This window comes from Winslowiella sp. 2C04 (assembly GCF_050037805.1).
Taxonomy (GTDB): domain Bacteria; phylum Pseudomonadota; class Gammaproteobacteria; order Enterobacterales; family Enterobacteriaceae; genus Erwinia; species Erwinia toletana_A.
In genome coordinates, this window is sequence record NZ_CP188300.1 from 1,231,821 (window position 1) to 1,245,868 (window position 14,048).

The 14,048-nt window shown below is 52.2% G+C and carries 13 protein-coding genes; 4 read left to right on the plus strand and 9 right to left on the minus strand.

The genetic code is table 11. The features are described 5' to 3' along the window. Window positions 1–50: 50 nt before the first annotated feature. The 3 genes from guaA (at window position 51) to ACP3TC_RS05330 (ending at window position 4,124) form a co-directional block, all read left to right on the plus strand. Entirely contained in the window at window positions 51–1,631 is a 1,581-nt protein-coding gene (gene guaA / locus ACP3TC_RS05320) for a glutamine-hydrolyzing GMP synthase (RefSeq protein ID WP_313853166.1), read from the plus strand. 365 nt (window positions 1,632–1,996) lie between these two features. Continuing rightward, complete coding sequence (locus ACP3TC_RS05325; RefSeq protein WP_426817704.1) at window positions 1,997–2,938, plus strand: Rpn family recombination-promoting nuclease/putative transposase; 942 nt, start codon at window positions 1,997–1,999, stop codon at window positions 2,936–2,938. Window positions 2,939–3,197: 259 nt separating this feature from the next. Beyond that, window positions 3,198–4,124 carry a LysR family transcriptional regulator gene (locus ACP3TC_RS05330; RefSeq protein ID WP_426817705.1) on the plus strand — a complete coding sequence of 309 codons (927 nt, stop codon included), beginning with the start codon at window positions 3,198–3,200 and terminating at the stop codon, window positions 4,122–4,124. Here the strand turns inward: ACP3TC_RS05330 and mdcH are convergent. The 8 genes from mdcH to mdcA form a co-directional block, all read right to left on the minus strand. Then, window positions 4,114–5,016 carry a malonate decarboxylase subunit epsilon gene (mdcH, locus tag ACP3TC_RS05335; RefSeq protein ID WP_426817706.1) on the minus strand — a complete coding sequence of 301 codons (903 nt, stop codon included), beginning with the start codon at window positions 5,014–5,016 and terminating at the stop codon, window positions 4,114–4,116. The two genes, ACP3TC_RS05330 and mdcH, sit on opposite strands and share 11 nt — an antisense overlap. After that, window positions 5,013–5,633, minus strand: coding sequence for a malonate decarboxylase holo-ACP synthase (locus ACP3TC_RS05340; protein WP_426817707.1), 621 nt, complete (start codon window positions 5,631–5,633; stop codon window positions 5,013–5,015). Before ACP3TC_RS05340 ends, mdcH begins: the two co-directional genes overlap by 4 nt. A gap of 1 nt (window position 5,634) precedes the next feature. Then, window positions 5,635–6,594 carry an AEC family transporter gene (locus ACP3TC_RS05345; RefSeq protein WP_313853159.1) on the minus strand — a complete coding sequence of 320 codons (960 nt, stop codon included), beginning with the start codon at window positions 6,592–6,594 and terminating at the stop codon, window positions 5,635–5,637. Between the two features lie 132 nt (window positions 6,595–6,726). Then, window positions 6,727–7,527 carry a biotin-independent malonate decarboxylase subunit gamma gene (mdcE, locus tag ACP3TC_RS05350; protein WP_313857777.1) on the minus strand — a complete coding sequence of 267 codons (801 nt, stop codon included), beginning with the start codon at window positions 7,525–7,527 and terminating at the stop codon, window positions 6,727–6,729. A 4-nt stretch (window positions 7,528–7,531) separates the two neighbouring features. Continuing rightward, the gene (locus ACP3TC_RS05355) at window positions 7,532–8,359 is read right to left on the minus strand and encodes a biotin-independent malonate decarboxylase subunit beta (RefSeq protein ID WP_426817708.1); all 828 of its coding nucleotides are present in this window, start codon (window positions 8,357–8,359) and stop codon (window positions 7,532–7,534) included. Continuing rightward, window positions 8,349–8,651, minus strand: a complete 303-nt coding sequence (gene mdcC / locus ACP3TC_RS05360; RefSeq protein WP_313853157.1) for a malonate decarboxylase acyl carrier protein — start codon at window positions 8,649–8,651, stop codon at window positions 8,349–8,351. The genes ACP3TC_RS05355 and mdcC overlap by 11 nt, the downstream gene beginning before the upstream one ends. A gap of 8 nt (window positions 8,652–8,659) precedes the next feature. Beyond that, entirely contained in the window at window positions 8,660–9,523 is an 864-nt protein-coding gene (locus ACP3TC_RS05365; RefSeq protein ID WP_426817709.1) for a triphosphoribosyl-dephospho-CoA synthase, read from the minus strand. Next, complete coding sequence (gene mdcA / locus ACP3TC_RS05370; protein WP_313853155.1) at window positions 9,523–11,178, minus strand: malonate decarboxylase subunit alpha; 1,656 nt, start codon at window positions 11,176–11,178, stop codon at window positions 9,523–9,525. Before mdcA ends, ACP3TC_RS05365 begins: the two co-directional genes overlap by 1 nt. Window positions 11,179–11,696: 518 nt before the next feature. On the opposite strand from mdcA, the gene ACP3TC_RS05375 reads away from it, so the two are divergent. Next, entirely contained in the window at window positions 11,697–12,470 is a 774-nt protein-coding gene (locus tag ACP3TC_RS05375; RefSeq protein WP_313853154.1) for a DUF3750 domain-containing protein, read from the plus strand. A gap of 37 nt (window positions 12,471–12,507) precedes the next feature. Here the strand turns inward: ACP3TC_RS05375 and mgtE are convergent, their stop codons facing one another. After that, complete coding sequence (mgtE, locus tag ACP3TC_RS05380; protein WP_426817710.1) at window positions 12,508–13,944, minus strand: magnesium transporter; 1,437 nt, start codon at window positions 13,942–13,944, stop codon at window positions 12,508–12,510. Window positions 13,945–14,048 lie beyond the last annotated feature (104 nt).

Below are 14,048 nucleotides of genomic sequence, written 5' to 3' on the forward strand. Positions count from 1 at the left end.
CTAGTCGGGCGATTTCATTATCAGTTATACATCGCTCTGGAATAGCCTCAATGACGACGGAAAATATTCATAAACATCGCATTCTGATCCTCGATTTCGGTTCTCAGTACACTCAACTGGTGGCACGTCGCGTGCGTGAACTGGGTGTCTATTGTGAACTGTGGGCGTGGGACGTCACCGAAGAGCAAATTCGTCAGTTCAATCCTAGCGGTATCATTCTGTCCGGCGGCCCGGAAAGTACCACCGAACACGACAGCCCACGCGCGCCTGATTACGTTTTCAATGCGGGCGTGCCGGTTCTGGGTGTTTGCTATGGCATGCAGACCATGGCGATGCAACTGGGCGGTAAAGTTGAAGGCTCCACCGAGCGTGAATTTGGTTACGCGCAGGTAGAAGTGAAAGTGGCCAGCGCGCTGATTCGTGATATCGAAGATGCCATCAGCGATGCGGGTAAGCCGCTGCTGGACGTCTGGATGAGCCATGGTGACAAGGTTACCGCCATCCCGTCTGACTTCGTTACCGTTGCCAGCACCGAAACCTGCCCGTTTGCCATTATGGCTAACGAAGAGAAGCGTTTCTATGGTGTGCAGTTCCACCCGGAAGTGACCCACACTCGTCAGGGTCTGCGCATGCTGGAGCGCTTTGTGCTCGATATCTGCCAGTGTGAAGCGCTGTGGACACCGGCTAAAATTATTGAAGATGCGGTTGAACGCCTGCGCGAGCAGGTAGGCAACGATAAAGTGATCCTCGGCCTGTCCGGTGGCGTTGACTCTTCTGTAACGGCGATGCTGCTGCACCGTGCTATAGGCGACCGTCTGACCTGCGTCTTTGTCGACAACGGTCTGCTGCGCCTGAATGAAGCTGAGCAGGTGATGGATATGTTTGGTGACCATTTTGGTCTTAACATCATTCATGTGCCAGCCGAAGCCCGTTTCCTTGATGCACTGGCCGGTATTGATGAGCCAGAAGCCAAACGTAAAACCATTGGCCGGGTGTTTGTTGAACTGTTCGATGAAGAAGCCACCAAACTGACCGATGTGAAGTGGCTGGCGCAGGGCACCATCTATCCTGATGTTATCGAGTCTGCGGCTTCTGCCACCGGTAAAGCGCATGTGATCAAATCACACCACAATGTGGGCGGCCTGCCGAAAGAGATGAAGCTTGGACTGGTTGAGCCGCTGAAAGAGCTGTTTAAAGACGAAGTGCGTAAAATCGGTCTGGAACTCGGCCTGCCGCACAGCATGCTGTTCCGTCACCCGTTCCCGGGGCCGGGTCTGGGCGTGCGTGTATTGGGTGAAGTGAAGAAAGAGTACTGTGACCTGCTGCGCCGTGCTGATGCGATCTTTATTGAAGAGCTGCATAAAGCCGACCTTTACAACAAAGTCAGCCAGGCATTTACCGTGTTCCTGCCAGTTCGTTCAGTTGGCGTTATGGGCGATGGCCGTAAGTACGACTGGGTAGTTTCGCTGCGTGCGGTTGAGACGATCGACTTTATGACCGCACACTGGGCGCATCTGCCGTATGAATTCCTCGGCCGCGTTTCTAACCGCATTATTAATGAAATTGACGGTATCTCCCGCGTTGTCTATGACATCTCCGGCAAGCCGCCAGCGACGATTGAGTGGGAATGATTTCTCGCTGATTTCTGCTATATCGTGATGCGATAATATCTGAAAAGCCCTCTGTTTATACAGGGGGTTTTTTATTTATGGCGCTGTCTGACACAAGCCTGGGAAATCGCTCCCTCGATCGCATCATCCTTTACTCCTCATTCCGTGAGCTTGGATGAGGGGAAATTATAAGTTGCCGCATCATGATGCGTTAAATAGTGAAAACCCCTTTGTTTTTACAGAGGTTATTTCATCTATGTAGCGTTATAAGATTTTAGTCCAGCATGGATTTTTTGAAGTTAGCTAAAGTGATTTGTATATATTTTATCCAGGATTTGGCTGTGATAGAGTCATAACCTGTCAAACTGGATGACAGGTATCGGGAAATGGGCTTTACTCCAACACCACATGATGCTGTTTTTAAACAATTTCTTAGCCATTCTGAAACGGCACGGGACTTTCTGCAGATACACTTGCCTCCGGCGCTGTTGCAGTGCTGTAATCTTGCCTCTCTGCAACTTACTACCGGCAGCTTTATCGAGGATGATCTGCGATCGTATTGCTCTGACATGCTTTATTCGTTAAAGGCCGGCAGTGGGGAAGGGTATATTTACTGCCTGATAGAACACCAAAGTTCACCCGATAAACTGATGTGCTTTCGTCTGATGCGCTATGCCATTGCGGCAATGCAGCAGCATCTTGATGCCGGACATAAACAGCTGCCGCTGGTTATTCCATTGCTGTTTTATCACGGGCGAGTGAGTCCTTATCTGCATTCGCTGAACTGGCTGCAGGGATTCAGCGATCCGAAACTGGCTGAACAGGTTTACGGCAGCGATTTTCCGCTGGTGGATGTGACGGTCATTCCCGATGAAGAAATTATGACTCACCGGCGGATGGCTGCGCTGGAATTGTTACAGAAGCATATTCGTCTGCGTGATATGTCAGAGTTGCTTGAGCAACTGGTCACGTTACTGAGCAGCGGTTACACTACCAACGAGCAGCTTTCTGTACTGATAACTTACATGTTTCAGGCCGGAGAGACGGCTGATGCCGGAACCTTTATCCGCACGCTGGCACGGCGTTCACCGCAACAGGAGGAATTACTGATGACAATGGCAGAACAACTGGAGCAGAAAGGTCTGAAGAAGGGGCTGGCAAAAGGTATGGAGAAAGGCCGCAAGCAAGGTCGTCAGGAAGGTATTCTGCTGGGTGAACAGAAGGGGATAATGAAAGTGGCGCGCAATATGCTGGCAAGCGGGCTGGATTTTAAAACGGTGCAGAAAATGACTGGCCTGACAGCAGAAGAGCTTAATCAGCTCCACTGAAAGACAGTGCGTTTCTGAAAGTAAGAGAGGAATAAATCAATGTCACTTGACGTTGTGCCGTTAATCAAACGATCTCAGACAGGCTGTTGATACCCCACACCACTGTGTTTTAATCGGTGAACTAAACCTGGATGCCTGATAGCGATATTGGCTTCTGCATCGTGCGCAAACAGCCTCAATCTTTCCCGGTTTAAACACCGACAGCGGAGATGACGATGCGCGTAGTTCGAATCCCTGACTCGCGATACCAGGGTACAAAATGAAAAACGAAATAAACCCGAATATCACCTTCCGAAAGCTCAACGTGTTCATCATGTTTATGTCGAAAGGCAATATCGCCCGTACGGCTGAAGCGCTGGATCTAAGCACAGTCAGTGTTCATCGCGCACTTCATACACTTGAAGAAGATATTGACTGCATGTTGTTTATTCACAAGGGGCGCAACCTTGAACCGCTGCCTGCTGCATGGACGCTGCTGGAGTATTGTCAGGATGTCGTGAACATGATGGATAAAGGTCTTGAGCAAGCACGTAAGACTGCCGGTGTGGGTCGTGGCCGTCTCAGAGTAGGCACGCTCTATTCACTGACCCTGGAAACTGTCCCTAAGCTGATTATGGGGATGAAGTTGCGGCGGCCCTCTCTGGATCTGGATCTGACAATGGGATCCAATCAGATGCTGATGAATATGCTTGAGGATGATGCACTTGATGCTCTGCTTATCTCAATTGAAGATGACAAAGTTATTAGCTCTGGGTTTGACGTTGTACCGCTTTTTCACGATGAAATTTATTTAGCTGCGCCAGCCAGTGAGAGGCTGGGCAATACCCTCGAGGCAGATTTGCGCGATTATGCAGATCGTAGCTTTGTCACTCTGACAGAAGGGTTTGCGACTTACGCAGGATTTCAGGAAGCATTTAACATTGCCGGTTTTGGACCTAAAATTGTCACTCATGTAAATGATGTTTTCTCCATGTTGAATCTGGTGCAGGCAGGAATAGGTTTTTCGCTGGTACCTGGCAGGATGAAAAAAGTTTACGAGCACGATGTTCAATTGTTGAAGCTTGCAGAGCCTTATCAGATGCGCCAGCTAATCGCCATGGTCTATTCTCACCATCGCGAACGGGATAAGGATTTGCTGGCGCTGGCGGCAGAGGGGCGCATGTATGCAAGCAGCCTCAATCAATAAGGCGCTTTGCCAGATGTAATGCGACATTGATGCTATTGCGCTCAAGACAAATGGCTTCGCCCTTCCAGCCAGCCTGGTGCGTCAGCGCGGTAAGCACGCTGCCCGGCGGCATCTCGATTGCCAGCCTGGCATCACGTTGGTTGGCGGAGACCATCGCATCCTGCCATTGCACGGTTCGCGCCATATTAAACGCCAGGTCGTCGGCGATTTTCTGCGGTTCCCTCAAAACGCGCCCGCTTGAGCCGCTAAGATAGGTGCAGACAGGAGATGCTAAAGACACGGATTTAAAGGCTTTTGACAGCTCAGCGGCGGGTTTATCCAGTAATGCACAGTGTGACGGAACGCTGACCGCCAACCGTGTTGCCTTGCTCGCCCCAGCCTCCAGAGCCTTTTGCGCGACTTTCAACATATCCTCATCACGTCCCGCAATGACAATCTGCGTTTCTGCATTCAGGTTAGCGATATAGGTATTGCTGCCAGTCATGAGATCCTCGAGTCGGCTCAGGGGCAAACCAACAATGGCTGTCAGTCCGTAGCCATGCGGATAGGCCTGCTCCATTAAATCTCCACGCAGGGCAACCAGCCTGAGGGCATCGCGTAGAGTAAGCGCGCCTGCAATCACCGCTGCCGGAAATGCGCCGATTGAAAGACCGCTCACAATATCAGGCTTCAACCCTTGTTTAATTAACTCGCGAGCCCATGCGACGCCCGCAATCAACAAACACAGCTGTACCGCACGGGTATGGCGCAGCGCATCGGGCGTATCCAGCTTGTCAGTTTCGTCACCCAGAACAGCGCGAACTTCGCCAAGAATGGCATCTCTGTCAGGAATATGTCGCAGCATTCCGGGATTCTGTGTGCCCTGGCCGGGAAAAGTGAAGAGTATTTTCATAATGATTCATTGTTCCAGGGGGATGGAGTCAGCCGCGGACCGGTAGCTGTTTTAAGTAACACTCGTCCATCGCGCAGCCATTCGTTCAGTGCAAAAGCGCCAGACGGCGTTTCAACCTGAGTATCTGTGCGGCAGGGCAGCGCGTTTACCGCGCTCTGCCACTGCTGTAATTTTAGGTTATTGACCGGCTGCGGCGCACGGATCATCAGATCGAGATCGCTGTCGTCATGCAGTACCGGGATCCCTGTGGCGAGCTGATAGCCCGTGCTGCCAGTGATGCCCCAGTGCCAAGGCCAGGGGCAGGCAGTGAGCGCAATCGCTGCCTGAACCGGCCGCTGAGATACAAATAGTGAATGCTGTAGTCTCTCGCGATCGACCAGTGCTTCTGGCGTCACTATCCGGCAGATATCCTCTGCCTTGATCCATCCAGCGGCGCGCTGGTCACGTTGCGTACCGCGCACGCCAACTGGAATATCACCACTTTCATTCACATCACGCCTTACCACCACTGGCAGGCCAGCGTGCCACTGGCTGTCCACCCAGCTCTCCTTGATACCCATTAAGGCACTGGCTGAACGAAGCCAGACAAGATCGTGTGGGCGTGCTGTGAATTTCATATCAAATGCCTGAAGTTAAAGTAATAAAAAGCGGTAACGTCAGAATACACAGAACCGAGCTCAACAACAGCACAGCCTCTGCATCTGGTGACTGCACGCCAAAGCGATTTCCGAACACTACGCCAAAGAAACCGGCTGAGAGCGCGATCATCAGGATTGCCGTAACAGCCACTGAACCCTCAAGACCAAAGCCGAGAATGATTCCCCAGGCAATGAATGGCTGAATCAACAGTTTAGTAATGGTTGAAATACCGACCATAGCATTGAGCTGCAACTTGCGAGCAGAGAGAATTACCCCTGTCAGAAACAGCGCTGCGGCAGTTGCGGACAGTCCTAATGGTTTAATCGATGTCAGCAGTAGATCGGGCATTTTGATACCCATTGCCGACAGTATCACCCCAAGTAGCGGGCCCCAGACGATAGGCTTTTTGAACGAACGCCACATCAGTAATGGCAGCATAGTGAGCGTAGAACCCGTATTTTCACCGGCCGCGCGCGCTTTTTCACGCTCAAGGATTAGCAGGCAGAACGGCGTCAACAGCACGGAGCCGCAGGCTATCGACACGGCAACGGACAGTGAAGTCGCAGAGTTTTCACCCAGCACGCTGCCGAGGATTGGCAGGCCCAGCGCCGCATAGTTTGGCAGGGCAACGGTCAGCGTCAGCACCGCTGCATCCTGCGGCGATTTCTTGAAGACGCTGGTCGCCAGAAAATAGACAGCCGCATAGGTTATCCACATGGCTCCCGTCAGCACCACAATCAGCGGTGATTGCGCGACAATACCGGACCAGGAGGTCTGGACAGTGGCGCTGAATAGCGCAGCGGGTAGCGCAAAGTCCATAACAAAGATATTGAGTAATGAAACATTTTTGTTATCGACCATTTGGGCTTTTCCAGCCCAGAAGCCCAGAAGCATGATGATAAAAATTGGAGCAAGGGCATGAACAATCACATAAGTCATAGATCACCTGTATTCTGAAGGGAGATTACACTAACGCGATGTTATTATTCTTTAGGCCGCCGGACCGTAAGGCACACAGTGGTGCGCTCCGCTCCGGCCGCTTCAGGCAGGTTTTTTTTAAGACTTTAATGGCTACCAGACCGCGCGCATCCGCTCGCGAACCAATGCAGAGCTGCGGCGATTTTCGGCGCCCAGACGTGTTTTAAGTGTTGGATCCTTGCGTGCGTCGGTGATGGCTGCTTGAACAGTGATTTCAATTAACGCCAGGTCGGCATCGGAAGGATCATCCGGATTACTGACGTCCAGAAGATCGGAAAGCAGTCCAAGAGTCGCAAAATTACTGACGTCGTAGGCCATCGGTGGAATGTCGGCCGCCAGTTTTTCCAGTGCCTCGACGCTACGCAGAGTAATACGCGCGGCCGATTCTTTCCCCATCGCATGTACCAGCACACCGGTATCGTTAATTGCTATCAAACGATTTGCCTGATAGCCGTGTGCCAGAAATGCCCCTGACATTGCTTTACCGACAATAAGGCCGATTACCGGATGACCAGCCAGACGAGCCTTCGCATAAGCACCCGCGGCACCGGCCAGCGCCTGATGGATGCCAAATGCCTCTTCGCGGCGGCCGTAAGCCTGGCTCGGTACGTCGATCACCGCCACAATCGGGCGTTTCACTTCGCAGTCTTTGTCTGCATCAATGGTTTCGTTGACCACTTTTGCCAGCGTCCAGCCCTCCAGTAGCCCCACTTCGCCTTTGCTCGCTCGCGGATAGTGGTTGTCAGCGTCAGGGATCACGGAGATAAAGCGAACGCTTTCACCGTTCAATTGGCTATCTGCAACCTGAACGGAAGGACACAAGCCACTCATACGCTGCGCATCAGGTGCCAGTTTATTTAGCCAGGTTGCACCGCGGCTATTAGTCTGAGTCATCATTTCATCTCCGTGCAAAAAGCTGTTTAATCTGTGCGGTATCGGCTTGCTGACGTGTATCGAAGTGAGTCAGTCGTGGCAAATAATCACTGTAATTATCGCTACGATGTTGAGCCGGAACGCCTTTGGCAATGGATTCATTCATCGCGTTTTTCACAGCATTGACGCCATCATTAACCAGCGTGTCTACAAAACCGCTCTCATAGCGAATTTCGCCGCCGGTCATGCTCCAGATAAAGGGGCGATCGCGGGAATCGTATTCTTCAATACCGGCTTCCTGCTCAATAACCTGCGGGCCGTTGAGGCCCAGGCGCGCTTCACGGGTTACAATCAGATAACTACAAAGCGCTGCGGCAATAGACATACCACCAAAACAACCAACAGTGCCGGCAATAATGCCCACTACCGGGGTATAGCGGCGCAGATCGACAATCGCCGCATGAATATCAGCAATAGCCGCCAGGCCCAGGTTGGCTTCCTGCAGGCGCACACCGCCGGTTTCGAGGCACAGCACGGCTTGAGTTGGAATACCGTTACGATTGTCTTCCGCTGCCAGTTCCAGCGCCGCCGCCATTTTCGCGCCGGAAACTTCTCCCATGCTGCCGCCCTGGAAGGTGCCTTCAATGGCAATGACCACCGAAGGCTGGCCGTTGATGGTGCCACGTGCAACGACCATACCGTCGTCGGACTGTGGTACCACTCCCTGAAGCCCAAGCCACGGAGACATAATATTTTCAAACGGATCTAACAGTTCACGATAGCTGCCCTGATCAAGCAGAGCATGCGCGCGTTCACGGGCTCGTAATTCAATAAAGCTCGGATCATTTCGCATCACTCACCTCCTCAAAAACCTGTTCGATGCGGATTCTGGCAACGCCTGGTGTCGCACCAAAATCGTGGATAACCAGTTTTCCAGCAGGCAGACCACTGATCAGGCTCAGACGGTCAAATAGCGCGTTCCAGCGCGTGTCGCTGTTGTCCACTGAGGTAGTGATATCGATGCTGAGCGTTTGGTCTTCGGTTGCGGTGAAAAGCACTTCCATATCACCGGAGCCAACAACCCCTGCCTGGGCTCTGCCGCTGAGCATGCGGTTAGCAGGGAAAGATAATGTGATGTATTCCATAACGTCCTCTAAATAAAAGAGTGGATTGCGGGCTGGCATACCCTGTCAAGAAACAGCGTGGCAGCCAGTAAGTCCGCTGCACCACCGGGTGATGCATTGAGTATCAGCATTTGCGAATCAAGATGGGCCAGCCGTTTTCGGCCTTCATCTGTCATACAGCCCCCGGCTATCAGTACCGCGCGAGCCCCGTTCTGCATTGCTTCCAGCCCGGACATTCCGGCGCGTGAGAGCACGCAGGTATCGCTGAGCGAGGTCATGATCGCCATTAACGCGTCCAGATGAGCTTCCGTTTCGCTGGCGCCGTTAGCACGGCTGCGTAACAGCTGAGGGAGTGCAAGCTTCATCACGTGCGGAAATCCCTGCTGGGCTTCTTCACGGGCACCCGGTACCCGATAGCGATGCGTGGCCTTCAACCCTTTGCTGAAAAGCTTTGGCGCATTGCGATCCGGCAATGCAGCCAGTACGGCGGCAGTTTTGGCGACCTGATGCACGTCGGCATCTGCGCCAGTCATTGCCACTGCGCTCACCAGCAGGCCCAGTGCCCAGATCGCCCCACGGTGGGTATTGACGCCGTGGGTGGCAGCCATCATCTGCTGTTCACCCTGGCGGCCCAAATGGCCGATGGTTTCTCGCAGGGCGATATCAGCGGGGCGCTGCCAGCTTTGCAGGGCTAATTGCTGAAATGTCGCGGTCAGGCTGTGGGCAGAGCACTCCATCAGAGCAAGCGTCAGGTCGTGATGGGCACCGTTACCCCGGCTGTCCACCAGACCCGGCTTCGGGCTGAGTCGCGCTTCGTCGATCAGGCAGTCGCGGGCGAGGATCGCCAGCCGCTCAGCCTGCGCCTCAACTCGAGTCTGTGACAGTAGCTTCATTACCAGCTCCGGAATTTAGCAGGCGGGTTATAAAGGCCGTCGGACCATTCAACGAGATCCGCTACGCTTCCTGCGGCGAGCAACGAACGGGTAGCATCTGAGCGGCGAATACCCATATCTTCCGGATAAGCGACTTTACCGCTCTGACGAAGTTCAGCCACACGTTTGGCGTCAACGCCAAGGCCTATATCGGTAATCCCGGCAACGGCGGCAACCATTGCGCGGCGCTCCTCGATACTGTCAGCGCGGTAAAGGTAGGCAATACCTTCCTCTGTCAGCACGTGGGTCACGTCATCGCCATAAATCATCACCGGTGCCAGCGGCATACCGGAAGATTTGGCAACCTCAATGGCATCAAGCTTTTCAACGAAAGTTGGTTTTACACCGGCCTGGAAGGTTTCCACCATCTGCACGACAAGTTTCTTACCCCGCTGCATTGGGTCTGGCTCGGTGATCATATCCAGCCAGGCAGGAGTAGCATGACGGCGACCGTGCGGATCATGGCCCATATTGGGTGCGCCGCCGAAGCCGGACAGACGACCACGGGTAACGGTGGAGGAGTTTGCCAGCCCGTCGATTTGTAGGGTGGATCCGATGAACATATCAACAGCATACTGGCCAGCCATCTGACAGAAGGCTCGATTGGAACGCATGGATCCATCGGAGCCGGTAAAGAAAATGTCCGGACGGGCGCGGATATACTCTTCCATCCCCAGCTCACCGCCGAAGCAGTGAACACTTTCGACCCAGCCGCTCTCAATGGCCGGGATTAGGGTTGGATGGGGATTAAGGGTCCAGTGCTTGCAGATTTTACCTTTCAGACCGAGCTGTTCACCATAGGTTGGCAGCAGCAGCTCAATAGCGGCGGTGTTGAAACCAATGCCATGATTCAGTGACTGAACCTGATGTTCAGCATAGATACCCTTGATGGCCATCATCGCCATCAAAATATGTTCTTGTTTGATCAGGCGAGGGTCTCGGGTGAACAGGGGCTCAATAAAGAACGGTTTATCAGCCACCACAACGTAATCAATCCATGAGCCCGGAATATCCACGCGCGGCAGATCGGACTCGTCATCGACCAGTTCGTTAACCTGAGCAATAACGATACCATCCCGAAAGGCGGCTGCCTCGACCAGCGCCGGTGTGTCTTCGGTACTCGGCCCGGTGTAAAGATTGCCTTTTCGGTCAGCTTTAAACCCGGCTATCATCGCCACATTCGGGCAAAGATCGACATACAGACGAGAGTAGAGTTCGATATAGGTATGGATCGATCCGATTTCCAGTTGACCGTCCTGAAGCAGCTGCGAGATACGCAGGCTCTGAGGCCCAGAGAAGGAGAAATCAAGTTTACGGGCGATGCCTTTTTCAAACAGGTCGAGGTGTTCACTGCGCCCCACGCTTGGCATAATCATATGTAAGTCGTGGATTTTTTTTGGATTAACCTCAGCAAGCATGCGGGAGAGAAAATCGGCCTGTTTCTGGTTATTGCCTTCCAGCACCACGCGATCGCCGGAGACAATCAGTTTTTCAAGTGCTCCCACCAGACTATCTGTCGGGATTATCTTATCCTGTATGGCAAGAGACGCCATGCGCCGCGCTTTTTCACTGCGACGTGTGTTCCATTCCCGTGCCGGAGTTTGGACTACATTCATTATTAACCTCATGATTCAGATGATCATTTTCCGTCATTTATGCTGGGTTCATACTGCTCCCTAAATGGCAGACATTCAATTAAGGCAAAGTCACAATTGTTAGCTTGAGAGTAATAATTTTTTGAGAGTCATCAAAGCCAGAAAATAGAGTGTAGGCACTGTGGTGATTTTATTGTTATCAGTTTGTAAATAATTATTTGACAGGGTTAATTAACGACATCCTGCCGTCATCTGGCTTATACTATTAAAATCTCTGTTTTAACTCTGTGATGACAATGATGTTTACCTTTAGGCTAACGTTTATCGGAAATAGGATTTAAAAAATTTATTATTAACTATCGATTATTTTCTGGATTTATCGGTGTTTTTTTTATTCATTAAAATCAAGTGGTTATCTTTTTAGTGTATCCTCCTTCATCTTCAATTTCCGTAACAAATCTGGCAGTGAAAAACGGTGGGTTGTTACTGCAGGCGAAGACAATTTTTACTTTAATGGTTTTATCCAGGTCAGCTGAATTATGAATGTAGTTAAAGTGCTGAGTGCTGTTTTTATTTGCGTACTGTTGCTCTCTTTTTGCCAAAGTCTGGTTAAATCGATGCGCAGTAACGAAGGAGCAAAAGTTGAAAACTGGTGGTCGGCACGGCGTGATTCGGCCGGCATAGCCCCCAGTCCGCAGCAATATGCCAGTACGGCGATTGTTCAGGTCTATGCCGCGCATACTTTTGGCTGGAAAGGGCTGTTCGCGGTTCATCCATGGATTATTTTTAAAAAAGCCGGTGAAACCGAATATCAGCGCTACGAAGTGGTCAGTTGGGGCAGTGATAACCGGGTGCGGCGCAACTATGCCACGCCGGATGGCTTCTGGTATGGCGCAAAGCCAGGATTGCTGGTTGAGCATCGCGGCGCGGCAGCCGAAGCGATGATACCCGCAATTGAAGCCGCGATTAAAAGTTATCCGTGGCCGCATACCTACCATGCCTGGCCTGGACCGAACAGCAACACTTTCCTCGCCCATATCGGCCGGGAAGTTCCCGGGCTGAAACTGGATCTACCGGCTAACGCCATTGGTAAAGATTACCGCCCGTTGCTGCATCCGGTTGGATTGCCGCCGTCAGGCAATGGGCTGCAAGTCTCGCTGTTGGGCGTGCTGGGAGTGATTATCAGTGGTGAGGAGGGGATGGAAGTGAATGTGCTTGGCATCAATCTTGGTGTCGGCTTTAAGCCGCTGACCCTGCGTTTACCATTTATCGGCCAGCTTGGTGATAATAATCTGGCAAAGCCGGACAGCTGAAGCCCGTGGGGGATTGCCCCCCACGGGTTGCTAAAGGTTAGTGCAGTAAAAACACCGTCGCCAGACCGAGAAAGATAAAGAAGCCGCCGGTATCGGTTATCGCGGTGATTAATACGCTGGAGCCAACTGCCGGATCGCGTTTCAGTTTGGTCATAATTAATGGGATCATTACGCCCATGAACGCCGCCAGCAGAAGGTTCAACACCATCGCCAGCATCATTACGCCACCCAATGCCGGATTGTCATACATCAGCCAGGTAATCACGCCCATAATGCCGCCCCAGAACAGGCCATTAATCAGCGCGACACCTAATTCACGGATGACCAGGAATGAGAAGTTACCCGGCTCGACCTGATGCAGCGCCAGTGCGCGCACAATCATGGTGATAGTCTGGTTGCCGGTGTTGCCGCCAATACCGGCGACAATCGGCATCAGTGCCGCCAGTGCTACCAGCTCCGAGATAGTGGCTTCAAACAGCCCAATAACGCGTGAGGCGACAAACGCCGTGCAGAGATTGATCGCCAGCCAGGCCCAACGGGTGCGCACCGCCTTTTTAACTGGCGCAAACACATCTTCGTCCGGGCTAAGGCCACCCATCTTACGGATATTGCTGTCGCTCTCTTCGTTAACTAAATCCACCACATCTTCGATGGTGACACGACCAATCAGCTTACCTTTCTGATCGATAACCGCCGCTGAGATCAGGTTATAACGTTCGAAGGCACCGGCTGCATCTTCTGCTTTATCATCCAGCCGGAAAGTGGTCGGTTGCTTATTCATCACCTCGAACACTTTTTTATCCGGTGTATTCAACAAAATATCGGTCAGCGGCAGTTCGCCGAGCAGCACGTTATTTTTATCGGTGACAAACAGTTTATCGGTACCGTCCGGCATCGACTTCTTGCGGCGCAGAAAACGCTGCACGGTTGCCAGCGAGATGTCGGCACGCACCGTCAGCAAATTGAAGTCCATGATGCGACCGACGCGATCGCGGTCGAAATGCATCATGTTCAGCACGTGCGCACGCTGGCTCTGTTCCAGCGAGGTCAGTAAGCGGCCGGTTAAATCACGTGAGAGATATTTGGCGAGATAAGCCTGATCGTCTATATCCAGCGGCTCAATCGCCTGCAGGATGGCTTTATCACTCATCTCCTCAATCAGACTTTCCCAGACGCTTTCAGATGCTTCAACCAGCACCTGACCGCGGCGCTCGTTATCGATCAGACGCCAGAATGCCTGGCGTTCGTCTTCGGGAAGCGCTTCGAGAATGTCGGCGAGGTCAGCGGCGTGCAGCAGCGTGATGGACTGCTTCAGTTCCTCGGTTTGTTGTTCGACCGTCTGCTTTTCCAGATCGGTTTCGTTATGCGGCCGTTCAAGCAGGGTATCAACTAAATCATTATTATTAAGTAGCAGGTTAAGAATTCGACTACGAATTTCAGCCAGCTGCTGGGCGTGAGAAGCAGGTGCAGACATAAATATCCCTTGTGTCTGTAGAGCAACACGTCAAAAGTGGCTTAAAGCCGACAAAAAATGTATGAAATGAGGGTAAGTTGTCTCATGCAAGGCAACTTAACGCT

Coding starts and splice junctions, on each gene's coding strand:
- ACP3TC_RS05345 (WP_313853159.1), bottom strand. CDS start 6,594: ATGACTTATGTGATTGTTCATGCCCTTGCTCCAATTTTTATCATCATG.
- mdcA (WP_313853155.1), bottom strand. CDS start 11,178: ATGAATGTAGTCCAAACTCCGGCACGGGAATGGAACACACGTCGCAGT.
- mdcH (WP_426817706.1), bottom strand. CDS start 5,016: ATGAAAATACTCTTCACTTTTCCCGGCCAGGGCACACAGAATCCCGGA.
- guaA (WP_313853166.1), top strand. CDS start 51: ATGACGACGGAAAATATTCATAAACATCGCATTCTGATCCTCGATTTC.
- ACP3TC_RS05355 (WP_426817708.1), bottom strand. CDS start 8,359: ATGCGAAATGATCCGAGCTTTATTGAATTACGAGCCCGTGAACGCGCG.
- ACP3TC_RS05325 (WP_426817704.1), top strand. CDS start 1,997: ATGGGCTTTACTCCAACACCACATGATGCTGTTTTTAAACAATTTCTT.
- ACP3TC_RS05340 (WP_426817707.1), bottom strand. CDS start 5,633: ATGAAATTCACAGCACGCCCACACGATCTTGTCTGGCTTCGTTCAGCC.
- ACP3TC_RS05330 (WP_426817705.1), top strand. CDS start 3,198: ATGAAAAACGAAATAAACCCGAATATCACCTTCCGAAAGCTCAACGTG.
- mgtE (WP_426817710.1), bottom strand. CDS start 13,944: ATGTCTGCACCTGCTTCTCACGCCCAGCAGCTGGCTGAAATTCGTAGT.
- ACP3TC_RS05375 (WP_313853154.1), top strand. CDS start 11,697: ATGAATGTAGTTAAAGTGCTGAGTGCTGTTTTTATTTGCGTACTGTTG.
- ACP3TC_RS05365 (WP_426817709.1), bottom strand. CDS start 9,523: ATGAAGCTACTGTCACAGACTCGAGTTGAGGCGCAGGCTGAGCGGCTG.
- mdcE (WP_313857777.1), bottom strand. CDS start 7,527: ATGACTCAGACTAATAGCCGCGGTGCAACCTGGCTAAATAAACTGGCA.
- mdcC (WP_313853157.1), bottom strand. CDS start 8,651: ATGGAATACATCACATTATCTTTCCCTGCTAACCGCATGCTCAGCGGC.